Genomic DNA, 25,673 nt, shown 5'->3' on the forward strand with positions numbered 1-25,673 from the left:
ATCCTATAGCAGCTTTGTTTCGTTGTACACTCGGGGATTCACGAGATTTCGATACAGGCTCATTGTTTTTTCAGCACAGCAATCTATCGCATAATTCGGGTTCAGCTCCACATCATAGCTTGGGAGTGAGGGAACTATATTCTCAATCGCAATCGCATAGCCCTTGGGGGCATGGTCGCTCACAAGAAGGTCAGGATACTCCGACAGTATATCTTTCAATCCCCCAACACTATGGGCAATTACAGGAATACCGATAGCCAAGGCCTCCAATGCCACCATTGGCATTCCCTCATGATCTGAACACATTACCAACAAGTCGCTCTCACTCAACGCCCGAAGAATTTCGTTCGTGTGTCCGTGCCAATGTATATTGTCTGGCGACGAATAGCCGTCGGAGCCATCACTTGTTCTGGCGTATGGCTCCAGCATCTCACGCTGAGACCCATCGCCATAGATATGGAATTCCAGCTTGCCGGAAAGGGGCCCCTGATTGAGGCGCTTCGCCATCTGAAGAAATATGTCGACACGCTTTACCGGTTCAAGCCTTCCCGCCATTACAACGCGAATGGGATCGCCAGATACGCCTGTCGCTGGCTTGCGGAACTGCTTCAGCGCGTGTACGTCTACGCCGTTCGCGATTACGTGCACAGAACTAGATGAAAAAGTCTTTTCAAGCTGCATCGCCAAATCGCAAGAAACAGCAATAATGGCCTTCTGGCAGAAACGGCCTACCCAATGATCTAAAAGTACTTGTAGCCGCTGCTTTAAAGAGGGGTCATATTCCGGCGCCCCATGCACAGTGCGTAGGCAGGCTGCACGCACTGTCAACAAGTTTGCAAGCGCTGCGAGGATATTTTCTTTTTGGCGATGAGTGTGAATAATTGTTGGCTTGATGGTTTTTATTAGGCGAATCAATGCACGAAATATCTTCCAGCTAGAAAGCTGCCTCTCGTCCAACACATAGACGTTGACTTCAAGCCGCTCTAATTCTTCGGATAGCCGCCCAAAATTCAGCACCGCAACGTGGACTTCACAGTACACGGACAGCTGTTTTATCAGAGCGTACACCTGTGCCTCAGCGCCTGCCCACAGGTCCCCCGAGATAACATGCAGCACCTTGGCTCTGGATCGTTCCTCTGCCATCTAACTCGCCTTCAGTAAATCCTTTTCGATAGGCGGCCACTATAGCATAATTGGGTCTCGCGCCATATTACGCGCCACACCACTTTCCGTAAATTTTTCCGACAGGTGCTGCATGCTAGGATTGTTATTTTGGGTTTTTTTACTGGGCGCCATTTATAGCTATTTTGTCTATCCCTGCCTGCTGTTAATTCTTTCCCGATCCAAGGGCAAGTTGTCTCTGAATGAAAACAACAGCTTGCCGAAGCTCTCAATTATCGTAACTGCCTACAATGAGAAAGATCGTATAGAGCCCAAAATCAAAAACACCCTGGCCCTGCAATATCCGCGCGAGCAACTGGAGGTTATTATCGCCTCTGACTGCTCCACGGACGGTACCGACGACATCGCCACAGGCTTTGCAGAACAGGGCGTGAAACTTGTGCGAGCTGAAGAGCGGCTGGGCAAGGAGAATGCACAACTTGCGGCCATTAACGCTGCGTCAGGTGACATTCTGGTATTTTCCGACGTAGCCACCGAGATCCCCAATGACGCCCTCCTCAAACTGGCCAATTATTTTTCATCCCCTGAGGTTGGCTCGCTCTCCAGTGAAGACCGCTTCATTACCGAGGAAGGCAAAGTTGCCGGCGAAGGGGCCTACGTCAAGTACGAGATGTGGCTGAGAAGTATGGAATCCCGACTCGCGGGCCTGGTGGGCTTGAGCGGCTCTTTCTTCGCGGCCCGAGCTCAGGTCTGCCAGGACTGGGACATCCATTCCCCGAGCGACTTTAACACCGCCCTCAATACCGCCAAGGCCGGACTGGTGGCCGTCAGCGCGCCGGACGTCAATGGCTACTACAAGGATCTGAAGGACCCCAAAAAGGAGTACGCGCGCAAAGTCCGGACTGTACTGCGCGGTATGGTGGGCCTATCTCGCCACAAGGACGCGATGAACCCGTCCAAGCGAGGGCTTTTTGCCTTTCAGGTAATCTCCCACAAGCTGATGCGCTGGGCCGTCCCCTGGTGTTTGCTCGCGCTGTTTGTCGTTACCCTGGCACTGGTCAGCCGCTCATGGCTCTACGACCTGGCGCTTATCGGGCAGCTGGCTTTTTATGGCGTGGCACTGCTGGCACACGGGGTTCCCCGGCTGCAGGAGATTGGGCCGATCAGAATCGTGTACTTTTTTGTTCAGGTCAATATTGCCGTACTTCACGCGGGAGTCAAGTTTCTCTCCGGGCAGCGCATGACAACATGGACTCCGTCAGCACGATGAGTCGGACTGTGCTTCCGCCGTCAGGCAACCGTATTCATGTAGCCCGCTCGGAGGGGCTCCCGACTGACCTCTTCGCTGATACGGCTTCGCTCGCCTGGCTGGACTCCGGCACGAGTGCGCTCGGGCACTGTTTGGAACACATCAAGCAGTCCGCTACTATTGAGGGCCGCCCTGAGGTTGTAATACCAGGCTATTGCTGCCCGGATCTTGTAGCGGCAGCTCACGCTGCGGGCTTTCTCCCGGTCGCCGTTGACCTGGCGCCTGACAGCACCTCGTATGACCTGACGCAGCTGGAAAGTGCGCTTTCGCCAGATACATTGGCGGTGATTGCTGTGAACTTTATGGGTATTTCCGCCGATATCGCCGCACTCAGGGGCGCAACCCAGAATCACGGCAAGATACAGATTATTGAAGATAATGCGCAGTGGTTCCCCAGGGACTCAAAGCCCTATTCCCCCAAAGGCGACTACAGTATTTTTTCGTTTGGCCGCGGAAAGCCTGTAAGCCTGCTGGGCGGTGGCGTGGCGCTAGGCAAGTACGCTGGCACCAAAGTCGCTCCCGCTGCCGCTGGCGCACTCAAGGACACACTGACACACACAAAAATCGGACTCTACAACACCCTGTCCGCGCCCCGCGCCTATCGCTGGCTGGCCAACAATCCCTTGCTAAAACTGGGCGCGACCGAGTACAGCTCCCTCGAAAAGATCGCGCCCATGGATACGTTCCGGGCGTCGCTCCTGGCGCACAGCCTTATGCACTATCGAGAGCGGCCGTTGACAATTCAGGCCACTTATCTGGAACAGTTTGCGGCGATCAACCGCCTGAAGCTCGATGATAATACGCTCGGTCAGCAGGCGGTGTTTTTGCGCTATCCGCTGCTGCTCGAATCCGAGCGAGAGAGAGATCGGGTTTTGAATGCCCTGGACGCTGAAGGTTTGGGCGCCAGCCGGCTGTACGCGACGGTCATTACTGAGATTGAAGGTGTAAAGGACATCGAAGCCAGGGGCACGCTGGACAATGCGTACGCCTTTGCAAAAAGACTGTTGACGCTACCCACTCACGACAAGGTCTTGCCTCGGTATGCCGAGCGTATCTGCGCAGTTATAAAGTCGGAAATAACTCGCTAGCCCCACTTGAGAGCGCCGCCTCGATCCGCTCGCGCGCACTTTCACAGCCTCCGCGGGTACATTCGGCCTGGAGTGTGAAGATATAGAAGTCGTTAATGCCCCGAAATACGGCGGGCACCTGAAGGACTTTGGCGTGGGGGACGGAGTTTGTTTTTATATCCCCTATGCGAAACCATTGAACCTGGACGACGGCGCGTCGCTCTGATACGGCACTGAACTCCGACAGGGTGTAGCTGAAGCCCTCGTGCTCAAAACTGAACGTTTCGCCCCGGTGCCAGAACTGGTGATCAAACAATCGCGGAATGTAGGGCACCAGCTTATCGTCCATTGACTGTCGGCGATAGTGATCCTTCCTGACAAAGACCCCTTCGGAACGCTCAACTGACGTCACGGCGCCCGGCGGGGCTCTGACTGTCATGGGCATCGATGGCCCTTGCACGTTCATACTGGAAGCCTCATCGCCAGCCCGATTGCCGAAAGAGGAGGAGGCCTGCGCGCTGAAGTAGAGTGCGAGCAAAGGTCCGACCAGTACACACAGCCCCAACATAATCCCCCGCCGCGCAGGTAGAACCGCCCGGTCGGGCATGTCGTGGGCCATGGCTTTTGCCTTCACAACCGGGGCGAAATAGATCGCCGGTATGCAGATGGCCGCAAACAGTATCCACCCGAACAGCTCGTGATCCTGCATCAGGCTACTTTGCATTTCTGTGCGGTAGCCGATGAGGATCAACACAAAGATACGGACCCAGTTTGTCATCAGCCCGAGGAGGGCACCGATCATCAAAAGGGCCGCCATGCGTCCTTCACGGTAGTTATTCAAGCAACCAATCAGGTAGGCCAGCGTCAGGGCAATCACAAAGTATCGGATGCCCGAGCAGCCATCGGCAATCAGAATTTGACCAAAAGGAATATGGATACTGTTTCCACGGATAACCGCCGGTATTTCAATCCAGCGGACCATTTCGCCGACCACAAGGCTCGCCATTTCCAGCAAGATATTATTAAAACTTCCCCAAATGGGGATGGCAAAAACGGGAAAAAGCAGCACAAAACGGTGCACAAATACGACCTTCCAACCATAAATGGCTGCGAAGACTGACAGGAGGATGGGAACCAGCAGTAACTGTTCAATGATCTGGATGTTGACGGCGTAGGCCACAGCCCAGACAAACACCAGGAGCACAATCACTCCCAACGTGAGTCCGTATTCGACGATCCTAAGCGGCTGGGACGGTGCATTCCAAGGAAGGCTTCGCCAAAGCAGGTAAAAGAAAACCAAGAAAGTCGGGATACCATGTGCCATCTCGCTATCCCAGCGTGTCCAACGGCCCCACAGATCCTGAAAGGTCGTAAAGAACAACACAACCCAACCTAGCGCAATCACCAGCGGCAAATGTCGCTTCAGCCATTGGGCGCAGTCGTTCCGACTTATTCTCTGTTCTATTTCCATGCGGAGCCAAAGTAAGGTATTGACGCGAAATCCTGCATCAATGTTACCTCAAATCGTGTTGACGTAACCACGATTTTGAATAAAAAAAAGCCGGCCCGAGGCCGGCTTTTTCTAAGCGTGATGCTGTTCAGGATTTGGCAGCTTTACGACGCGCCGCACCCAAGCCCAGCAGGCCCAACCCCATCAGGATCAGTGTGCCCGGCTCCGGCAGGCGACCGACAGTAACGTTGTCGATGCCCCAGCCGTCATAACCCACTGAGTTGCTGAAAGTGAACGTTCCGCCCAGAATGTTCTGGTCGCTGGATACAGACACGTACTTCAGGTTGCCGTTAGGCTGCGGATGGAAGATTTGCGCAGTGTCAAACGAGCTGGTGGTACCGTCCTCGAAAGTCAGAGTCAGGAAACCGGCGATGTCGCCGGCATCAGCAAGCTGGAAGCCAAAGGCATTGAAGTTACCTGACAAGGGAGCGCCAAAAGTCCAAACCACTTCGAGAGCATCGGCGCTATCGAGCCAGAAGTCACCATCATCCAGCGTTTCGCGACCAAACTGACCGGTAGCTTGACTCTCGATTTTGAGCTCCTCGCGGTAGGTGTTGCCGCCATACTGGCCAGCCACTGTCAACTCAAAAGTCCCTACATTAGTGACGAAATACGAATTTTTCGCTTCGTAGGATTCGTATTGATTGAGGTTTCCACCTGGCGCTACGATTGATTGAGTGTAGTCACCTGAGCCAGTAAGCGCTGCGATGTTCGCAAGGTCGTTGAAACCTTCTTCTGCAACGATGCTGTTCAAGCTTGCCAAGAAGCTCGCCTCGCCAGCAGCGGCATCCTCATGGACAGTAATATTGATATTGGCGGCTTGCACGGCACTTGCACCAACCAGTGCGCTCGCCGCAATAAGTGTTTTAAGCATAGTGTTCATAAGTCCATCCTTTGATGTATCGGTCGTTGAACCAAAATCTCGCATTTGAGGCTTAGGGTGAAATGGAAGCCTTGACCCTTAATAAAGCAGGATGCGTGCCATATAATTTTATTGTTCTAATTCAATAGGTTAAGGCGGCGTGATTGGTGCAAAGCTTATGTCCTGTAAGCTTTCCCGACTGATTTATAGCGGTTTGTTGAAACGTGTGGCAGGGGAGAAGGGGGCCCTGTAGACCCCCAGGAATTGTCAGTCTGACGCTTTCACAATTTGCAGATTCTGCTGAATTTCTTCCGAGTTGGGGGCCAGTTCAGCCGCTCGCTCGAGGAAGCTCAGGGCCCCTGCCCGGTCGCCCTGGAGGTGGAGCAACCAGCCGTAGGTATCCAGAATAGGCGCGGAGTCCGGCTCCAGTGTCACCGCCCGCTCCGCCAACTGGGTCGCGCGGCCCAGCTCACGGTCTTTCAGGAGCCAGGCGAGGTTATTGAGAGCGACAGGGTCTTCGGGGTTGCGCTCGATCATTTGCTCGTAGGTCGCAATCGCGGCGCGCTCGTCGCCGCCCCGCTGCTGCTCTCCGGCAACATAGAGCAAGCGCAGGCGGCTGTCCGGCTCGGCCTCGGCCCATTGCGTTAAAATACCCGGCACCGCCTCGGGGTTCACGGCTCTGGCCAGGTTCAACAGGCTTATCGCCATCTGACCGTCGGGCCGCTGGTCCCATACCTGACGTAACTCCCGGTAGGCCTGGGCTTCACCGTGCTGCGCATTGGTAGCCCGGGCCTGCATCAACGCCACCTCGGTATCTGTCGGGAAGCGCTCACGCAGGTCGCGCAGTACCGCATTTGCTTCGCGATAGCGCTCCTGGTGCAGATCGATCCTCACCAGATCCAGACTCAGGGAGCGACTGTTCGGGAAGGCGCTCAAGGCATCCATAATCAGCGCCCGGCTCTGCGCCGGCTCGCCGGCGTCAAGGAGCTGTATCGCGCGATCGCGATACACTAATGAGCGGGTCTGGCGCAGGTAGTCGCTTTGCTGGCCTTCATGTTCATCAACCCGCTCAACCGCGGATACCAGGTCGCCGGCATCCCGGTACAGCATCGCGCGCAACGCGGTAACATTTGCGCGCAACGTTGGATCTTCAGCGGGCAGGGACGCGAGCCACGCCTGCGGTTCGATGTCTGCGCTGCCACTGCGAATGATCTCGACCCCAAACCGAAGCGCCTGGTCGTTAGCCGGCTCAAGCGGCAACAGCCGCTCCAACGAGGCCAGCGCAGGCCCCGTCTGACCTTGCTCGTAGTACATCTGCGCCAGCACACCGTGCGCCCGGGCATAGCCCGGCTCACGCTGTAACAGCTCGCGCAATTGACTCACCGCCTGCTCCGGCTGATCGTCGCGGAACCGGTACTGGGCCTCAAACATGGCGGTTTCTCTGGCTCTGGGCGCGGCTGATTTCAAGGTATCAATTACCTGACTCAACTCGCTCATTTGCCCCTGCCTGAGCAGCTCATTGACATAAGCGGTGGTGACCGGCCAGTTCGCAGGCTGGTAGTTAAAGGCGCTGCGAAGCTGCGCCATCCCCTGCTCCCGCTCATCCTGCTGGAAGTGGTAACGGGCCAGCGCCAAACGCAGGCCACCCCGATGCGGATCCCGCGCCAAGGCTTTCTGGAGTGCAAGGTAGCCCTGCTCCCGGTGATCTTCGGTATTGAGGGCCAGTGCGCCATAAAGTGACAGCAGCGTAATATTGTCGGGTCGAGCACGCACGGAGCGCGCCAGTGACGCCAGGGCCATATCGACGTTGCCCATTTGTGCCTGAGCCATCGCCAGCGCCTGAATTGCCTGGGTACCCGCTGTTTCAACATCCACAGCCTGGGTCAATAGCGGTTCAGCGGCCTCGACGTCGCCCTGACTGAGCTTCACCATGCCCAATAACAGTCCCGCCTGCTGGCTTTCGGGGTTTTCTTCAAGCAGTTCCCGCAGCAGTGTTTCGGCTTCGTCCAGACTGCCGGCTTCCGCGTAGGCAATGGCATCCGTGAGCTTCTGCTGCGCCTCGAACGATTCGGGTGAATCCTCGGCCAGTACCCGTGTGTAAATCATGGCCTCGGACGTGCGCCCCAAGGCAGTCAGGGTTTCTGACAAGAGCTCCAGAATGGCCGCACGCTCTGGCAGCATCAGGTCTACCGTGGGGATGTGCAATAACGCTTCGGTTAACCAGGCTTCGGCGCGCTCGTAATTCTCTCGCTGTAGTGCCGCTATGGCGCTGAACTGGAAGGCCTCGGGATTTTCCGGCGCATCCTGGCGCAGTTGACTTAGATACGTCTCCGCATCATCCGGACGCCCCTGAAAAATAAGGTTTTCGGCCAGCCGCAACCGTATGACCACGTCGCCAGGGTATTGCTCAAGCAGCTCGCGGTACCCGGCTTCGCTCTCGTCGAGCCGCCCGCGCATACGATCGGCGTCGACCAGGTAGAGCGCTTTGAGGCGTCGATCGGCATCGTTGCCAGGTTCGTAGGGCTCAAGGACCTCTTCGGCGGACAAAAACCTACCCTGTAAGAGGTATGAACGCGCGAGTGCGAGCGCGACGGCGTCGCCGTGGTCGTCCTGAAACTCTTCCAACAAACCCGAGGCCCGTCGACCCGCCCCCAGCGTATTGAAAATGTCAGCCATAAACAAAGCGGGCTCTGGCGCATCCGGCGCGGCGTTCATCGCGTTGGTGGCTTCCAGCATCGCTGCCCGGTACTGGCCCTGATCGCGATAGAGCTCCGCTCGATTAAGGTAGTCTTCCATTTGCTGGCGACCACCCTCGCGGCTACAGCCGGAAAGCGCGACAACGACCATCAGTAAGAGGAAAGGAAGAAAGCGGTGGGCGTGGGTAAGCATAATGTGTCCCTTCAGCGGGTATAGCTTTATTCATTGACCGAGCTTGAAGGAAGTATACGCCGCCAGTGGGCGCTTTGAAACATGACGGGAAATTTAACAGCTTCGGGCCAGAAAAGGTCTGGCCCGAAGGAGAAGGGAGGAGTTGACTCAGTACTGCGGGGTAATATCCACAAAGCGGCTGTAAAGGCCACTGGAATCGTAAACCGCGATGGTAAAGTGGTAGTTACCTTCAAGATTCTCGAAGACAACTTCGTCGGCGTCCGGACCCAGCTCGGTGACTTCATAGGTGTCTGAGCCGACTTCCCGATAACGCAACTCGTAGCCGCCGATATCTTCCAGGAACAGGTTCTCGCCGTTTTCGCGCTCACTCGGGCGCTCCCAGCGCAGCTTGATGTAAGCATTGACCTCAACACCCGAATCGTCGTTGTCGGCAATGGGCGTCTCGCCAGCTTCGTCTTGGTCTGCTGCTGGATCAGTATCCGCAACCGGGTCAGTGACCTGCTCGGTTTCGTCCACGATTTCTTCCGGCGCGTCTTCCTGGGCGTTGTTCTGACCGTTGCCTGCGGAGTTGCCCGGGTTACGGTTCTGGCCCGGTGCCTGGTCGCGATTGCTATTGGCGTTACTCGCAAGCGTGCTTTCCAACAGAGAGCCCTCTTGGGCTTCACCGCCGCAAGCACTCAGGAAAAGTGCGGCCAGCAAGAAGGCGGCAATACGGGTGGTGCGAAAAACACTGTTTTGGACTATCTGGGTCATGGCGGTTACCGGGTTACGTTAAGTCGTTGAATTCCTGCGTGTCGAAATTCCTTACGACTATTTGTAACACCCCGGCATATGCCTTTTCAGTAGTTGACAACCCTTTATTTCAGTTCTGCGCAGTGGCCCACAGAGACTGTGCGGACTGGTTTTTCAAGGCGTTAGGTGCTCTATAACAAAGAGTTATATCGCCTTGCGTACTGTTATGTTTCGCGCGATTTGGCTAACTGAGAGTTATGAGAAAAGCGGAAGCAAAACAATGCTTTAGGCGCCAAAATGCCGCCTGCGGAGGAGGTGCGTGGAGTTTGACGACAGCTGGAACGCCCTAAAGGAGGTCGTACGTCAGACCGAACCCGGCTACCGCTTCCGTGTATTCGCGGCGACTGGCATCGGCATCAGCCCAATGGGAACCCCGCTGGTGGTAGCGGACATAGACGCGGGTATTCAGGCCACTGATAAACCGGTGGTTATAGCTCACCTGAGTGCGGGTAAGTCGGTAGTCGGGGCGGTCGCTGTCTTCGTCAAAGCTGTGATCGCGCCGATCCCAGCTGAGGCGAACCGATGTGCTCGGCGCCAGGCGGTAGTCCAGTCCGGCTCGAGCGCCCAGCTCCGACCGGTCTTCGTCGATTTCCTGGTAGTCGTCCGCTCGGTAAAAAAGGCCGGCGCTCAAGGAGCAGCGCTGGCACAACGCCTGAGTCCTCCAAGTGAACTCGGCGTCGATACGCTCCATCTGATCGAGCCTGGCGGTGGAGGCATCGCGCGGATTGAAACGATCAAATTCACCGGCGCTGCCACCGCCGCCCGAGCTGTCCGTGAGGAATCGACTCGCGGACAGCGACCACAGGTTGGGCCCGCTGGTGTAATTGATGTCTGCACTGTAGGTCGGGCGGGACACGGACTCGCCTATCGCGGGTTTGGTCCGGTTGCGACCCGCCCGAAGGCTGTAGCTGAGCTGGCGCAACTCGACCGCGTAGGTCACGGCCAGAGTCGTCAGGTCGTAATCCACCTCGGGCGCCGCATCGAAGGCAATCTCCGTCTGCTGGGCAGTAAAGGTAAAGTTGTCTGTGGGCGACATCCGGCGCAGCCAGGTGAGCGTAGCGCCGGTGCGCTCGCTGCGGCGTTCGGGAGCAAAGCGGTAGTCGATTCGGGCATAGTTGCCACTGGTAACAAACGTATTCGCCGCGCTCGCACGCCAGCGCAGGGAGGGCCGCGCCGTGAGAATTTCCCGCTCGTCCGTGTTGGCCAGCAGGTCGACATCGTCAGGGGCGTTGAGGACGGATTGCCGAGTATGGCTGATATAGAGGTCGCCGAGGTGGTAAGGCTTGCCGATGGTCAGCTCGCTGCGGCCTTCCAGGCGGCGCCGGTCTTTCTGGCTGTCCTTGTCGAAACGGCGCTCGCTGGCTCGATAGTTCACGCCCAGCTCGATCAGGCTGTTGCTGTAGTCCCCGCCCAACTCAAGGCGCGCCTCGTCCTGGCGCTCAGACAGGGTGTCTTCGCCGTGGACTTTACCCGCGTTGTTGGTGATTTCGCTGACCAACCCGACCGAGGCCCGCCAGTCGAGGTCTACGGCATCGGGATCCTGGGCGCTGACATTCATCGCCGCCGTGAGCAGCGACAACGCCAAATAAGGGGAGAGCTTGCCCAGGGTGATGTCCATGTCATTGCAGCCGCTAGTTGTTGAAGATTACGCCGGTAAACTTGTCTCGCCCGAGCGCGTCGATACCGAAGTTGACGTCCTCTTTGGTGGCTTTGCCAAAGGGCACCACCAGCAGGGCGTGATCGCAATAGCGCGAGAGAATCCGCGCTTCGGTAGAGAATTGCACCGAGGGCGCATCCAGGACCACAAACCGGTCCGGATAGCGGGATTTAATCTCGGAGATCAGCACTTCCATGCGCTTGGAGTTGAACACTTCGGCTGCCGAGTCGCTGCCCATGCCCGAGGGGATCACCCGCAGGCGCTCGACGCCGGAGGGGTAGATAATCCGCTTGAGCGGCACGGTGTAATCGTTGAGGTACTGGGTCAGCCCGTCTTCCACTGGCTCCACCGCAAACTTCTCCGCCGCTGACCGGTAGGGGTTACAGTCCACAAAGAGCGCGGTTTTGTGGCGATCCAGGGCAAAAGTGGCCGCCAGATTGAACGCCACAAAGGTGCCGCCGCCGTTGTCGGTAACCGAAGACACCAGCGCCACCACGTTATCGGTTTTGCTTTTTTGCAGGATCTTGATTCGAATTTCCCGAAAGGCGTTGATCAGCTCCCGCTGGCGCATGCCGGAAAAGATCACCTTTTTTGCGTAGAGCTCGTCCTGGTTCCACAACAGGGGTGTGGTCATGCTTTTGATTTGGGCGCGCTTGCGGTGTTCGGACACCACACTGCGCATCATGGCTTCGTGGCTCTGGTAGGCGCGGTCGGAATCGTCGCGCTCTACCACTTCCATCAGCTCGGAACTGGCCCTTTTCGACTCAAATTCCCGCGTTTTATCATTCATAATTCGGCCTCTGAGTTCGGTCAGCTCTTGATTTCATACAGGGTGTAACCCAGCCCGGCGTAGCCCGCCATGGCAAGCACACTCAGGATAAAGAGCAAAATAATGTCTTTGCGCAGTATGCGCCGGGTCAGCGGTGTATGGTAATGGGGAATCGCCCCAATCACTTCAACACCTTCCGGCAGACTCAGCTGGAGATTGCGCGCCGAGCGCAGATGCGGATCCAGCATGATGTAAATGATCAGTAACCCCAACGGCGCGAGAAAACCCACAAACGGGCCGATGGCGGCGAAGTGGACATAGCGCAAGCCGGACGGGCCGAGCGGGAACGTTGCCGGATCCTGAATGCGGTAGCTGACGCCCTGACCTTCAACATCCAGGGTCATGGACAGGCGCGCGGACTCGCGCCGCTGGAGCATCTCTTCGTACACATCGCGGGTGACGTTCAGGTCCCGGGTCAGGTCCGAGAGCTCGGCCTGATTGGCGGCGACCCGCTCGGCACGTTCGTGTTCACGTTCAAGCATGCGCTGCAAAGAATCCAGGCGACGCTCGCGCGTACGTTTTTCCACCTCGGCGATGGACATCTGCAAGCGCAACTCTTCGTACAGGGGATTTTCGATGCGCTCGCCTGACGAGTAGGTGTCGCCGGCGGCATCCAGGTTGGCGATTTCATTGTCCAGGTCCTGGATCTGCTGGCGCACAGAAACGATATCCGGGTAGCTGTCCTGGTAGCTCATGCGCAGCTGTTCAAGCTGCCGGTTCAGATCCCGACGGCGCTCACGCAACGTGTCCGCTTGACCGCGTGCCATCTGGTACTCGCTTTCCTGACTCAACTGTTGCTGTATGGACAGAAGCCGGGATTCAGATTCCTCAATTTCAACGCCCAGGTTTTCAATGTCGTTGCGCAGCTGATTGATACGGGCACTGACTTGCGCCTCGGTACCATCGGTATTCTGGGAGCGAAACTCTTTTAACCGTTGTTCGGCGCGCTCCAGTTGGCGCCGGTAGGAGTCCGCCTGGGCATCGATAAAGTTGAACGCGCCCATGCTCTCTTCACGTTTGCGCCGGGCACTGTCCTGAATAAACACATTGACGACGCTGTTAAGCACCAGAAAGGACTGGTCCGGATCATCGGAGCTGTAACTTACCCGAAAGTGCTGCCGACCTTCAGTAGCCACCCGCACCCGGCTGCGGATATGGCGCACGGCCTGGGCTTTTTCGTCATCCGAAGCCCGGGCACTGACCAGACCGGCACTTTCCGCCGCCCGCTCCAAAACCCGGCGACTGTAAATGACCTCGCGCGCTTCGGCGGCGCGGTCAACGTTGGTGATCTGCGCCCGACCGCGTAACAGCGGTTCGATGATGTTCGACTCCTCGGCATGCAACAAGGCCTCGGTGGAGTAGGAGTTGGGCCAGTAATAGCCTACCGCCAGGGGTACAAAGGCCACCACCACGAACAGCAACACATACAAGACCCGAAAGCGAATAGCCTCGAACTTGAGGGCGTTGAAAAGATCTCTAATCAGTGTTTTATCCATACCGCTAACTCTTAACTAGAACGACCGCTCGGGCACCGTGACGATGTCCGAGGGCTGAAGCGAATAATTGGTCTCGATCTCACCTTTTTCGATCAAGTCACGCAGGCGCACCGGGAAAACTTTTACCTCGCCATCCACCTGCCGGTAGAGGCGCGCCCGATTGGACGAGGCATATTCGTTGGGACCGCCGGCCATCAGTACCAGATCGAGCACTGTCATCCCCTCGCGGTAGGCCAGCGACTGAGGGCTACGCACGGCCCCGGTGATGCGTACCCGACGCTGAAAATCCGAGCTGCTGGGGTTGGTCACAATCACCGTGACCTGAGGGCTGCGAATGTATTCTGTGAGCGCGTTGGCGAGGTCGTTACTCAGTTCCGTGGTGGTCTGACCAGCGGCCTGCACATCCCCCACCAGGGGCAGCGAAATTTTCCCGTCCGGGCGCACAGGGACATCGCTGGACAGCTCGGCATTGCGCCAGACGTTGATGCGCAAAGCATCGCCCACACCGATACGGTATTCATCCAGAACGCTACTGGTCGTCTGCGGCGGCACTACCGGCGAGCGCGAGCAGCCCACCAGCGCAAACAGCACCATGACTGCCAGCAGCCCTTTTATGCCTGTATTCTTTAATGTCGTGTTCACGCCCAGCTCTCCTGTAAAACCGTGGTGTCTAATGCACACCCTTACCCAACAAGATGATTTCTACCGTTTGAATCATGATCAACAAATCCATCAACAAACTGTGATTCTTGGTGTAGTAAAGGTCGTACTGCAATTTCTGACGGGCATCCTCAACCGAGGCCCCGTAGGGGTATTTTAACTGCGCCCAACCCATCAACCCGGGCTTGACCTTGTGGCGCATGTCATAAAACGGAATATGCTCTTTCAATTCGTCCACAAACTCGGGACGCTCGGGGCGCGGCCCCACAAAACTCATATTACCGCGCAATACATTCCAGAGTTGGGGTAGCTCATCGAGCCGGGTGTTGCGAATAAAGGCGCCCACTCGGGTGATCCGGTTGTCGTTCTTTTGGGCCCACACTGCCTTGCCACCCTTTTCCGCATCTTTGCGCATACTGCGAAACTTGTAGATGCGAAACACTTTGCCGTTCAGGCCGACCCGCTCCTGGTGATACAGCACCGGGCGGCCGGATTCGAGCGCCACCGCCAGGGCCGTCAGCAACATCAACGGCCAGAGCACCAGGAGGAACACGGTGGCAATGCTCAGATCGAGCACACGCTTGGCGAAATCCCGCCGGCGCGAATGCTTGAAACCGTCAGAAAACAGCATCCAGCCAGGCGTCAGCAAGCTCACATCCACCTTGCCCAACTCACGCTCGTAAAAGGTCAACACATCAGTCGCGGGCACGCCGGCGAGCTTGCAATTGATCAGTTCTTCCAGCGGGAAGCTGGCACCATCACGCCGGCGGCGTTCGTCCGGGGCAATCACCACCTCCGAGATATGGTTGTCTTTGACGAAACTGAGCCAGTCGCTCGGGGTGTCCATCATGGAGGCTGGCGACACTCGAGTCTGTTCGCTACCGCTCGATACACAGCCGACTACTTTGACACTCAGGGCCCGGGTCTCCGGGGCCAGGTCGCGCAGCAGGCGCAAAGCCCGCTCGCCAGAGCCGAGAATCACGACCCGGCGCTTCAGATCATCAATATCGACGAGCCGCAGGAAAATACTGCGGGTCAGAAGAACACCCACGGTGGCAAAGAGCACCCCCCAAAACACGAGCCGCTGAGGAATAAAGCCGTTACCGATCAGCAGGTTAAGCAAAAACAGCGCCAGACTGCCAAGCAGGAAGAAGCTCACCACCGTGCGCAACACCATGCTCGCGAAGCCCTCGCGCACCATGGCCATGTAGACGCCCATCGACAGGGTGCAGCAGCTCAGGATGACACCGAAGGCCAATACCGTGAGCCACTTTTCCTCAACCCAGACACTGGCCAGGCTACCGGTGACGACAAACTGCTGAAACTGAATCGCAAGCCAGGCCGCCAGGCCGAGCAATAAAAACTCGACCAGTCCCAGCATCAGGTAGGGCGTGTGGATATAGTGCTTATTAATGCGTATGTAAGACAAACCTGAATCCTTTATTTGGCAAGCAGTACAGGCAAAAAAAACCGGCACCAAAGTGCGTTACGCCAACCGTTTCCATTCGAGCGATTATAACGGAACATGCGCCACACATTCGAGACATATCTGTCAAGAGTTTTACACCTGTAAAGTATATCGACGAACACGCACCGCGACGGATTTTTTACCCTTGCCCGTATAAATCTTTCAGACGAGTGTGATACCTTATAAGGCGCTGTTCAAGGATTTCTTTTCGCCCCTAAAAACACTATTCAGATCAAGGGATTAGCCTTCATGTTTTCTGACTCCCCGAAACTTGCAATCATCGGTTTGGGCTACGTTGGCTTGCCGCTGGCGGTCGAATTTGGAAAAAAAATCGACACCATTGGTTTCGATATTAACGCCACCCGAATTCGGGAGCTGGGACAGGGACAGGATCATACCCGCGAGCTGACGACCGACGAGTTACAGCAGGCCGATAAACTGCGCTTTACAGCCAACGAAAATGATCTAAAAGGTTGTGATGTTTATATCGTTACGGTGCCAACGCCCATTACCGACAGCAAGCAACCGGACCTGACGCCGCTGGAAAAAGCCTCGGCATTGCTCGGTCGGGTGATCGGGAAGAACAGCATCGTCATTTTTGAATCCACGGTATACCCAGGCTGCACGGAAGAAGTCTGTGTGCCGATTATCGAGCAGACCGCTGGCCTGGTGTTCAACAAGGACTTTTTTGCCGGCTACAGCCCTGAGCGGATCAACCCGGGCGATAAAGAGCACCGGGTCCACAATATTGTCAAAGTCACGGCCGGCTCCACCCCTGAGGCCGCCGACTATATCGATGCCCTCTACCGCCGGGTGGTGACGGTGGGCACCCACAAGGCCAGCTGCATCAAAGTCGCGGAAGCGGCGAAAGTGATCGAGAACACCCAGCGCGACATCAATATCGCCCTGATCAATGAGCTGGCCCTGATTTTCAAGCGCCTGGGCATCGATACCCTCGAAGTGCTGGAAGCCGCGGGCACCAAATGGAATTTCCTGCCCTTTCGCCCGGGTCTGGTGGGCGGGCACTGCATCAGTGTCGACCCCTACTACCTGACCCACAAGGCCCAACAGCTGGGCTATAACCCGGAAGTCATTCTCGCCGGGCGCCGGATCAACGATGGCATGGGCAGCTTTATTGCCGAGTCGGTGATCAAGTTGATGACCCAGCGCAAGATTCATGTGGTGGGCAGCAATATCCTGCTGATGGGACTGGCGTTCAAGGAGAACTGCCCGGACCTGCGCAACACCCGGGTGATCGACATCATTGACGAGCTGGGCACCTACAACGCTCAGGTCGATGTCTACGACCCCTGGGTTGATGCCGAGGAAGCCAAGGAAGAGTACGGTCTGGACCTGATTGCCGAGCCCGCCGCTGATCATTATGATGCTATTATCCTGTGCGTCGCGCACACTGAATTCCGGGCCATGGGCGTCGACGCTCTGCGCCGCCTGGGTAAAAGCAAACATATCCTCTTTGATGTCAAACACCTGTTCCCCAAAGAGGCCGTGGACGCCCGCCTGTAGGCGGCGCCACCCAAAGCCAGACATAAGGACTACCGAATGAAAGTGTTGGTCACCGGTACCGCCGGTTTTATCGGCTTCAGCCTCGCCCGGAAGCTGCTCGCCCGGGGCGATGAAGTTATCGGCATCGACAACGTCAACGACTACTACGACGTCAATATCAAGTATGCCCGCCTCGCGATCCTCAAGAAGGAGCCCGGCTTTACCGACATCCGCCTGGACCTGCAGGATCAGGCCGGTATCAACAAGGTCTTTGCCGAGCACAAACCCGAGCGGGTGGTGAACCTCGCGGCTCAGGCCGGTGTGCGCCACTCTTTGGAGCACCCCCATACCTACGTCGACACCAATATCAGCGGTTTTTTGAGCATTCTCGAAGCCTGCCGCCACTACGGCACCGAGCACCTGGTGTATGCCTCCAGTGCCTCGGTCTACGGCGCCAATACCACGCTGCCCTTTTCCGTCGACCACAACGTCGACCACCCCATCAGCCTCTACGCCGCCAGCAAGAAGTGCAACGAGTTGATGGCGCACACCTACAGCCACCTGTTTGGCATCCCCACCACCGGCCTGCGCTTCTTTACCGCCTATGGCCCCTGGGGTCGTCCGGACATGGCGCTGTTCATTTTTGCCCGCAAGATCATCGCCGGCGAGCCCATCGATGTGTACAACTACGGCAAGCACCGCCGGGGTTTCACCTATATTGATGACATCGTTGAGGGCGTGATCCGCACCCTGGACAAGCCGGCTACGCCCGACCCCAATTGGAGCGGCGCCGACCCGCACCCGGCCACCTCGAACGCCCCCTACCGGGTGTACAACATCGGCAGCAACACCCTGGTGGAGCTGTCCGACTATATCGAGCTGCTGGAGAAGTGCCTGGGCAAGAAAGCCGAACGCAACTTGCTGCCCATGCAGCCGGGCGATATTCCGGATGCCTATGCCAATGTCGACGCCCTGATGCAGGACGTCGGTTACGCGCCCACCACACCGGTTGAGGTGGGTGTCGCCCGCTTTGTGGAGTGGTACCGGGACTACTACAAGATTTAACGGAGTTACCTATGTCAGTCACTCATGCCATGACCGTCGATGTCGAGGATTACTACCAGGTACAGGCGCTCGCCGAGGCCGTGGACAGAGACCGTTGGGATGAGTGGCCGTCGCGGGTCGAGGAAAACACCGACCGGTTGCTGCAGCTGTTTGACGATGCCGGGATCAAGATCACTTTCTTTATTCTGGGCTGGGTGGCCGAGCGCCACCCCGACCTGGTGCGCCGGATTCAGGCTCAGGGCCACGAAATTGCCTCCCACGGCTACAGCCATCGGCTGATTTATACCCAGACACCGGAGGTGTTCCGGGAGGAGACCGAGCGCTCCAAACGGATTCTGGAAGACCAGATTCAGCGCCCGGTGACCGGCTACCGCGCCGCCAGCTACTCCATCACCCGCAAGTCCCTGTGGGCGCTGGATACGCTGGCGGAACTGGGCTTTACCTGGGATTCAAGCATCTTTCCCACCCGCCACGACAATTACGGCATCCCCGGCAGCCCGGAGCAGCCCTATAAGATCATTACCACCAACGGCGCCACGCTGACCGAGTTCCCGCTCACCACCGCCAAGGTGCTGGGCCAGCCGGTACCGGCCGCTGGCGGTGGCTACTTCCGCCAGTACCCCTATGTGCTGTCCCGCTGGCTGTTCCGCCGGGCCAGCGACAATGGCACCAAGCCGCAGATTTTTTATCTGCACCCCTGGGAAATTGACCCCCACCAGCCCCGGGTCCCCAATGTGCGCTGGTTTTCCCGCTTCCGCCACTACACCAACCTGCACCGCTGCCTGCCCCGGCTGGAGCGCATGGTGGCGGACTTTCCTTTCGGCACGATAAGCCAGAGCCTTGGCACCACCGAGGTGACCCAGACCCTGACGTTGCAGCAACTGGCAGAAAGCCAGCCGGGCAAGTAGACGGGAGCCCCACAGAACTGTAAAATCGCGCCCTGCTCTCGAGCACGCTGTTTTTAGCACCCGTAGCTCAGTTGGGTGAGCCCGGGCGTTTGCGAAGCACCGCTTCGCGCCCGGAGCGAACGCCTTTTGGCTAGGCCAAAAGGCCGGGCCCGAACGCAGTGAGGGGAGTAGCGGCAGCGCATAGCGCTGCTAGAAGGTTCGGCTACCGCCGGAACTTCAATAGAACACCAGTTTTTTGCACCCGTAGCTCAGTCGGATAGAGTAGCGGTTTCCGAAGCCGTTGGTCGCAGGTTCAAATCCTGCCGGGTGCGCCAATTTAATGAAGCCCGCGCTTATGCGCGGGTTTTTTGTAGGCACCCTCGGATTGCCGGTCGCCAGGCACAGCCTGGCGCCGTTCGCTCCGGGCGCGAAGCGGTGCTTCGCAAACGCCCAGGCTCACCCTGCCGGGTGCGCCATTTTAATGAAGCCCGCGCTTATGCGTGGGCTTTTTTTGTTGGCTTCTTCCTTTCCTGTCGCTCAAAACCCCCATTGCTTTCAGCCACTTACGCACCTATACCTCCCCTTGGGCAGCTGTTTTTGGCAGCCGACGGCCAAAAACAGTGGAATCTGTCGTTTTTTTAATCGATAATGTAGAAAAACGCGCCAATTTCCCAACGCAAGGGCCTCATGAAATCCAGATCCTTTCAGCTCCTGGTAATTCTGCTCATCGCGCTGACCTTTGTCGCGATTGCCGCAGAACGCTTCCTACCGGATCGTCGCTTGGTACTCTTACCCAGCGAAGACCTGGTGCTGTTCCTCTATTCTGACGGAGAGGAGCCCAACGGCAACAGCGAAGTGACCTGGATAGACGAGTCCAGACACCACTTTCGCTGCTCTGTCCGGCCCGGGGCCAACTATCTTTACTGCGGTTTCAATCTGATGATAGAGCGCGAATCCGGTGAGGGCATCGACCTCACCGGATTCGATCGACTGGAGATGACATTGAGCCATAGCGGCGACAGCCGGCATATGGTCTTTTTCATGCGCCATTATGACGAGCGCTATTCTTCGCTCACGGACGGCAACAGCTCCCTTTATATGTCCCGCACGCTCCTGAGCGAGGATGTCACTTCCGATCTCACCCTGCAGCTGAGTGAGTTCAAAGTGGCGGACTGGTGGGAGATGGCCCACGATATTCCGCGCGCGATGAGCCAGCCAGCTTTCGGTAACGTCACCGTTTTTGGCATCAACTTCGACCGCATCGGAGAGCACGAGTTGCGTCTGGATGAAATCGCCGTTGTGGGCGACTGGGTCACCACCGAAGACTGGTATTTGAGCATACTCGCGCTCTGGCTGAGCGGTGCGCTGTTTATGGCCTTTAACCGCCTCGCCTATCTGCACCGGCGCAACCGCCGCGACCTGCGCCGGATTCAGGAGCTGGCCCAGCTCAACATCCGTCTGGAAACGGACAAGGACCTGTACGAGAAGTTGGCTCAGCACGACGCTCTGACCGGCACCCTGAATCGTCACGGCTTTAACCGGATTGTGCACGAGATACTGAGCCGCAATGATCGCGCGACCCACAGCCTGATCCTGATGGATATCGACCACTTCAAGGCCATTAACGACAGCGCCGGCCACGACGCGGGGGACGATATCCTGCAGGAACTGACCCGGCTGATTGAGGCAAATATCCGTTCGAACGATTATCTGGGGCGTTGGGGCGGTGAAGAGTTCATCATGTTCTGCGCTGGCAGCCCCCTCACCAACGCCTACCCACTGGCCGAAAAGCTGCGCATAGCGATCAACGACACGGCGTTAACGCCGGACGGCAGCCCGTTAAGCGCCAGCTTTGGGGTGGCTGAATTTATTCCGGGAGAGCGCTTTGAAAGTGTCTTTCGGCGGGCGGACAAAGCGCTCTACAAAGCCAAGCGCGAGGGCCGCAATCAGAGTGTCATTGCCACCACGACCGATCAGGACTGATCGGCCGTGGTGCGTTAACGATCCCTTTAAAGCTTGTCGAAGGCATCGGTGATCAGGCAGTCATAACGGCGGGCATCGTACTCTTTGATCTTGTCGATCTCCTCCGCTTTAATCACCCCTTTCTCAGCCGCATCTTTCAGCCGCTCTTCCAGGGTATCGCCTTCCAGTTTGCCTTTGTTCTGGGCCTTGAGGAAATCGCCCCAGGCACTGCCCAGCGACAGTAGCAATTGATAAGTGCTCTCCACCCGCCCCGAAACATCGTCCGGATCGCGGTTGACATACACCAGCGGCGCGAAGGACTGACGGATGGGATTGTCCTCCATGATCAGGTCGCCGAGCTCCCGGATCAGATTATCGCTGGGTTTGCGGACAATACGACCGTAGGGAAAGGCCGCACACTGAATGGCCCTGGCCAGGAAGCGGGCCGGGAAGTTGGCGTAAAAGTCGTACAGTGCTTCCTGCGCCTTGTAGATGGCCAGATGCAGCGCGTACTCGGCATGCGCATCTTCCGCCCGGGTATGAGGATGGGCGGAGTGGTACTTGAGAATCGCCGTGGCGATAAAGAGCTGACTGTGCACATCGCCCAGACGCGCGGACAACAGCTCGCGCCGCTTCAGGTTGCCCCCCAACACACCCAGCGCCAGATCCGAGGTCACGGCAAAGGCCGCACTCAGCAGGTTGATGCGCTGGTACCAGCGGCGACTGAAGCCGTTGGCATTGACCGGGGTATCACTGAAGATCGCCCGGGTGAAGCCCAGAAACTTGGTCCGGGTCAGGTTACTGAACACATGCCCCATATGGCGGATGAACAGCCGATCGAACTCTTCCAGCCCGGCCTCCTGGTCTTCGGCCTGAATCGCCTGCAGCTCGTCAAACAGGTAGGGATGGCAACGCATGGCACCCTGACCAAAGATCATCAGTGAGCGGGTGAGGATGTTCGCCCCTTCCACGGTAATGGCCACCGGCACGCTGTGGTAGGCATAGATCATAAAGTTGCGCGGGCCCATCTGAATGGCGCGGCCACCGACGATATCCATGCTGTGGTTGGTGAGGGTGCGGAACATTTCCGTGGCGTGGTATTTGGCCATGGCGGTCATTACTGAGGGCGCACCATCTTCCAGCCCCTTGGTCACCAGCTGACGCATGGCTTCAAGGGTGTAGGCACCGGCGGCGATTTGCGCGCTCGCCTCCTGCACCCCTTCGAACTTGCCGATCTCGGTGTTGAACTGGCGGCGAATGCTGCTGTAGGCACCGACCAGGCGGTAGCAGACTTCGCTGCCCGCCGTGGCGAGCGCGGGCAGCGACACACCCCGCCCGGCACCCAAACATTCGATCAGCATGCGCCAGCCTTTACCGGCCATGGCCGCACCGCCAATCACCCAATCGATAGGGATAAATACGTCGCTGCCCTGAATCGGCCCGTTCATAAAGGGCGAGCCGGGGTTGTGCCGGCGTCCGATTTCAATGCCCGGGTGATTGGCAGGCAACAGTGCGCAGGTAATGCCGTAGTCGACTTTGTTTTTGTCACCCAGCAGGCCTTCCGGGTCACTGAGTTTAAACGCCAGCCCAACCACTGTAGCCACCGGCGCCAGGGTGATCCAGCGTTTGTTAAAGTTGAGGCGCAGGCCGATAACCTCCTTGCCCTCAAACTCGCCCTTGCAGACGATACCGGTATCCGGAATCGAGCCCGCGTCTGAGCCCGCTTCGGGGCCGGTCAAACCAAAACAGGGAATCTCGCTGCCGTCAGCCAGACCGGGGAGCCAGCGCTTCTTCTGATCCTCGGTGCCGTACTTCATCAGGAGTTCGCCAGGCCCGAGGGAGTTAGGCACCATGGCGGTCACAGCAGCGGTACTGGAGCGGCTGGCAATCTTACTCATCACCCGGCTCTGGGCGTAGGGGCTGAAATCGTGACCGCCAAATTCACGGGGAATGATCAGACCGAAGAAGCCTTTTTTCTTGAGGAACGCCCAGGCCTCTTCGGGCAGGTCTTTGCGGTGGTAGTTGATGTCCCACTCGTCGAGCATGCCACACAGCTCTTCGACCTCGTTGTCGAGGAAGGACTGCTCGGCTTCGGTCAACTGCGGCGTTTCGATATCCGCAAATTGCTGCCAGTTCGGACGGCCGACAAAGAGTTCTTTTTCCCACCAGGTGGTGCCGGACTCCAGCGCCTCGCGCTCGGTCACACTCATGCTGGGCATGGCTTTGCCGAGCATTTTCATCACCGGCGCCGACACCAGAGGCTTGCGCACCGCCGACCAGTTCAGGGTAATCAATACAAACGCCAGGGGCAGTACCAGCCACAGGGACAACAACACGGGGGCGGCTGTCAGTCCGAGTGCCAACCAGGCGCCGACGACCACCGCTGACCCCAGAGGTAAAGCCACCCCGCGATAGAGCAAAGCCCCAATTAACACCACAATAATGATGAGTGACAACAACAGCATAGCGTTCTCCCGCAAAGACTCGGCCCACCGGGCCGGTTAAAATTCGATCACTGAATTTATCATGGCGCGACCGCCAGGCGCGCGCCCCCTAACAATAGCCCAAAATCCCGCGCGCTGGGCGACAATTTTGCGCGCACACCCGCGCTACAAGCGCGGGTTCAAACCATCGGAGAGTGCCCGACGATAACCCACCCAGGCGGGTACCAGACCCACCACGCCCGCAAGCGCGACAATACCGCCGGCGATCCACAAGGTCTGATCCTGAAGCGGATTGAGGGCGATAAAGAGCCCAAACTCGCTCGCCAGCAGCGGCTGCGCCACCCACAATACAATACTCAGCAACACCGTACCGCCGATCACCCCCAGCAGCGCCAGCAGCAGTACCTCCAGCTCAATCAACCAGAACAGATAGCCACCACTGGCGCCCACGGCGCGTAAAATCGCCACCTCCCGCTGACGCTCCTTCATGGACGCGAGCAACATGGTGGCCATGCCAATAAGCGAGGCCAACAACACCATAAAGGTAATGACGTAGAGCAGGTTTTCCACCATGGCCAGCATCTGCCACAACTCTGTCAGTGCCACGCCCGGCAAAATTGCCGTCAGCGGTTCCTGCCGGTAGTCGTTGATCTGGCGCTGCAGGGTAAAGGTCATGGCCCGGGAATTGAGGCCCACCATAAAGGCGGTGATGCTCTCGGGCGTCAGGTCCATGGCCCGCACCTGCTCCGGATCCGGTTGGGCGCCGCGCCGGGGCGCTCCGTCGCCCCAGCCAATATGAATGGCTTCGATACCCTCTAGGCTGACATGCACCGTGCGGTCCACCGGCGTGCCGGTAGGGGCGAGTATGCCCACCACCGTAAAGGGGTGATCCTCGTGCCGGGCAAAACTGACCGAGCCGGTACCGTGGGCGACCACGATCTCCCGCCCCAGGGTGTAGCCCAACTCGCGCGCCACCTGAGCACCGAGCACGGCGTCGTAAACATCGTCGAAGGCGCGACCCTCGGCAAAGCGCAATGGGTGGCGCTGGCCGTAGCGGTAGTGCTCGAAGTAATCGGTGGTGGTGCCCAGTACCCGGAAGCCCCGGTGCGAATCCCCGAGCGAGAGCGGTACCGTCCAGGCCACCGCCGGGTGTCCGGCAATCTCCTGATAGCTTTCCCAACTGATATTGTTGGTGGGGTTGCCCATACGAAACACGGCATAGAGCAGCAGGTTGAGTTGGCCGCTGCGCGCACCCACGATCAGGTCCGTGCCCGAGAGTGTCTGACTGAAACTGTCCCGGGCCTGATTGCGCAGGTGATCAATGCCGAGCAGCAGGAGCACGCTGATCATCAATGACACCAGGGTCAGGGCGGCGGTGGAGCGACGGTTCCATAAGCTTTGGCGGGCGAGCTTGAACAACATCAGGCCGTCTCCCCCTGGTGAACCAGTTCGCGCACATCCAGTGCTCGGGAAAAGTGCGGCTGCAGTGCCCGGTCGTGACTGACAAACACCAGAGTGGTGTTGTTGCGCGCGGCGCTGGCGAGCAGCAACTCGATAAAGGCATCGCGGGTGTCACTGTCGAGGGCGGACGTGGGTTCATCGGCGAGCAAAATCTCCGGCTCGGCTACCAGCGCCCGGGCCACTGCCACCCGCTGCTGCTGGCCGACGCTCAAGGTTCGCGCCGGACGTGTGGCCAGTGCATCTTCCAGGCCCAGATGGGCAAGCAGCTCTCGAGCCCGCGCATGGCTTTCCGGTCCCGGCAGACGCGCAAAGTGCGCCGCCAACAGCACGTTGTCGAGCACGCTCAGGTAGGGAATGAGATTGAACTGTTGGAATACCACGCCGATATGCCGAGCCCGGAAACGATCGCGCTTGCGCCCGGAGAGGCGGTTGAGCTTTTCCCCCAGTAGGGTAATATCGCCGCTCTGGGGCAGGTTGACCCCTGCAAGCAGATTGAGCAGACTGGTTTTGCCCGAGCCCGACGGCCCGTAGAGGAACACCCGCTCTCCGCGGGCAATCGCGAGACTCTCGATACGCAACAGCGGCGGCGCCGAACGGCTCCAGCCAAAGCTCACATCCCGCAACGCAATCGCGGGTTCGGGAACGGAATTACGCGCAGACTTGTCCATACACCATCAATCCGGGAAGACC

General features: G+C 57.9%; 19 protein-coding genes and 1 tRNA gene. 7 read left to right on the forward strand and 13 right to left on the reverse strand.

Going from position 1 to position 25,673, the window contains the following annotated elements:
- Nucleotides 1-3: 3 nt before the first annotated feature.
- The gene (locus DKW72_RS06250; protein WP_111641483.1) at nt 4-1,143 is read right to left on the reverse strand and encodes a glycosyltransferase; all 1,140 of its coding nucleotides are present in this window, start codon (nt 1,141-1,143) and stop codon (nt 4-6) included.
- 235 nt (nt 1,144-1,378) lie between these two features.
- On the opposite strand from DKW72_RS06250, the gene DKW72_RS06255 reads away from it, so the two are divergent.
- A complete protein-coding gene (locus tag DKW72_RS06255; RefSeq protein ID WP_232522329.1) occupies nt 1,379-2,392 on the forward strand; it encodes a glycosyltransferase family 2 protein in 1,014 nt (337 codons plus the stop codon).
- Between the two features lie 8 nt (nt 2,393-2,400).
- Nucleotides 2,401-3,519: a DegT/DnrJ/EryC1/StrS family aminotransferase gene (locus DKW72_RS06260; protein ID WP_198411243.1), complete on the forward strand. Its 1,119-nt coding sequence runs from the start codon at nt 2,401-2,403 to the stop codon at nt 3,517-3,519.
- Here DKW72_RS06260 and DKW72_RS06265 read toward each other — a convergent pair.
- From DKW72_RS06265 to DKW72_RS06305, 9 genes are all read right to left on the reverse strand, one after another.
- On the reverse strand, nt 3,494-4,903 hold the full coding sequence (locus tag DKW72_RS06265) for an exosortase/archaeosortase family protein (RefSeq protein ID WP_232522347.1): 1,410 nt from the start codon (nt 4,901-4,903) through the stop codon (nt 3,494-3,496). The genes DKW72_RS06260 and DKW72_RS06265 overlap by 26 nt on opposite strands.
- Before the next feature lie 193 nt (nt 4,904-5,096).
- Nucleotides 5,097-5,891 carry a PEP-CTERM sorting domain-containing protein gene (locus DKW72_RS06270; RefSeq protein WP_111641487.1) on the reverse strand — a complete coding sequence of 265 codons (795 nt, stop codon included), beginning with the start codon at nt 5,889-5,891 and terminating at the stop codon, nt 5,097-5,099.
- A gap of 246 nt (nt 5,892-6,137) precedes the next feature.
- The gene (locus DKW72_RS06275) at nt 6,138-8,759 is read right to left on the reverse strand and encodes a tetratricopeptide repeat protein (RefSeq protein ID WP_111641488.1); all 2,622 of its coding nucleotides are present in this window, start codon (nt 8,757-8,759) and stop codon (nt 6,138-6,140) included.
- A 147-nt stretch (nt 8,760-8,906) separates the two neighbouring features.
- Nucleotides 8,907-9,512 carry a fibronectin type III domain-containing protein gene (locus DKW72_RS06280; RefSeq protein WP_111641489.1) on the reverse strand — a complete coding sequence of 202 codons (606 nt, stop codon included), beginning with the start codon at nt 9,510-9,512 and terminating at the stop codon, nt 8,907-8,909.
- Between the two features lie 325 nt (nt 9,513-9,837).
- The gene (locus tag DKW72_RS06285) at nt 9,838-11,169 is read right to left on the reverse strand and encodes a hypothetical protein (RefSeq protein WP_111641490.1); all 1,332 of its coding nucleotides are present in this window, start codon (nt 11,167-11,169) and stop codon (nt 9,838-9,840) included.
- 13 nt (nt 11,170-11,182) lie between these two features.
- Entirely contained in the window at nt 11,183-11,998 is an 816-nt protein-coding gene (locus DKW72_RS06290) for a tyrosine-protein kinase family protein (protein WP_232522330.1), read from the reverse strand.
- A gap of 20 nt (nt 11,999-12,018) precedes the next feature.
- Nucleotides 12,019-13,533, reverse strand: coding sequence for an XrtA system polysaccharide chain length determinant (locus DKW72_RS06295; protein ID WP_111641491.1), 1,515 nt, complete (start codon nt 13,531-13,533; stop codon nt 12,019-12,021).
- 15 nt (nt 13,534-13,548) lie between these two features.
- Nucleotides 13,549-14,127, reverse strand: a complete 579-nt coding sequence (locus DKW72_RS06300) for an XrtA/PEP-CTERM system exopolysaccharide export protein (RefSeq protein ID WP_111641492.1) — start codon at nt 14,125-14,127, stop codon at nt 13,549-13,551.
- 76 nt (nt 14,128-14,203) lie between these two features.
- On the reverse strand, nt 14,204-15,622 hold the full coding sequence (locus DKW72_RS06305; protein ID WP_232522332.1) for a TIGR03013 family XrtA/PEP-CTERM system glycosyltransferase: 1,419 nt from the start codon (nt 15,620-15,622) through the stop codon (nt 14,204-14,206).
- Nucleotides 15,623-15,910: 288 nt separating this feature from the next.
- On the opposite strand from DKW72_RS06305, the gene tviB reads away from it, so the two are divergent.
- From tviB to DKW72_RS06330, 5 genes are all read left to right on the forward strand, one after another.
- Entirely contained in the window at nt 15,911-17,185 is a 1,275-nt protein-coding gene (gene tviB, locus DKW72_RS06310; RefSeq protein WP_111641493.1) for a Vi polysaccharide biosynthesis UDP-N-acetylglucosamine C-6 dehydrogenase TviB, read from the forward strand.
- Nucleotides 17,186-17,221: 36 nt separating this feature from the next.
- Nucleotides 17,222-18,229: an NAD-dependent epimerase gene (locus tag DKW72_RS06315; RefSeq protein ID WP_111641494.1), complete on the forward strand. Its 1,008-nt coding sequence runs from the start codon at nt 17,222-17,224 to the stop codon at nt 18,227-18,229.
- An 11-nt stretch (nt 18,230-18,240) separates the two neighbouring features.
- Entirely contained in the window at nt 18,241-19,137 is an 897-nt protein-coding gene (locus tag DKW72_RS06320; protein ID WP_111641495.1) for an XrtA system polysaccharide deacetylase, read from the forward strand.
- A gap of 237 nt (nt 19,138-19,374) precedes the next feature.
- A tRNA-Arg gene (locus tag DKW72_RS06325) sits at nt 19,375-19,451 on the forward strand.
- Between the two features lie 352 nt (nt 19,452-19,803).
- Nucleotides 19,804-21,099 carry a GGDEF domain-containing protein gene (locus DKW72_RS06330; RefSeq protein WP_111641496.1) on the forward strand — a complete coding sequence of 432 codons (1,296 nt, stop codon included), beginning with the start codon at nt 19,804-19,806 and terminating at the stop codon, nt 21,097-21,099.
- A 26-nt stretch (nt 21,100-21,125) separates the two neighbouring features.
- On the opposite strand, the gene DKW72_RS06335 is transcribed toward DKW72_RS06330, so the two are convergent.
- The 3 genes from DKW72_RS06335 to DKW72_RS06345 form a co-directional block, all read right to left on the reverse strand.
- The gene (locus DKW72_RS06335) at nt 21,126-23,543 is read right to left on the reverse strand and encodes an acyl-CoA dehydrogenase (protein ID WP_111641497.1); all 2,418 of its coding nucleotides are present in this window, start codon (nt 23,541-23,543) and stop codon (nt 21,126-21,128) included.
- A gap of 144 nt (nt 23,544-23,687) precedes the next feature.
- A complete protein-coding gene (locus DKW72_RS06340; protein ID WP_111641498.1) occupies nt 23,688-24,944 on the reverse strand; it encodes an ABC transporter permease in 1,257 nt (418 codons plus the stop codon).
- A complete protein-coding gene (locus tag DKW72_RS06345; protein ID WP_111641499.1) occupies nt 24,944-25,651 on the reverse strand; it encodes an ABC transporter ATP-binding protein in 708 nt (235 codons plus the stop codon). The genes DKW72_RS06340 and DKW72_RS06345 overlap by 1 nt, the downstream gene beginning before the upstream one ends.
- Nucleotides 25,652-25,673: the final 22 nt, after the last annotated feature.

The organism is Marinimicrobium alkaliphilum, from assembly GCF_003259155.1.
GTDB classification, from domain to species: Bacteria; Pseudomonadota; Gammaproteobacteria; order Pseudomonadales; family Cellvibrionaceae; genus Marinimicrobium_A; species Marinimicrobium_A alkaliphilum.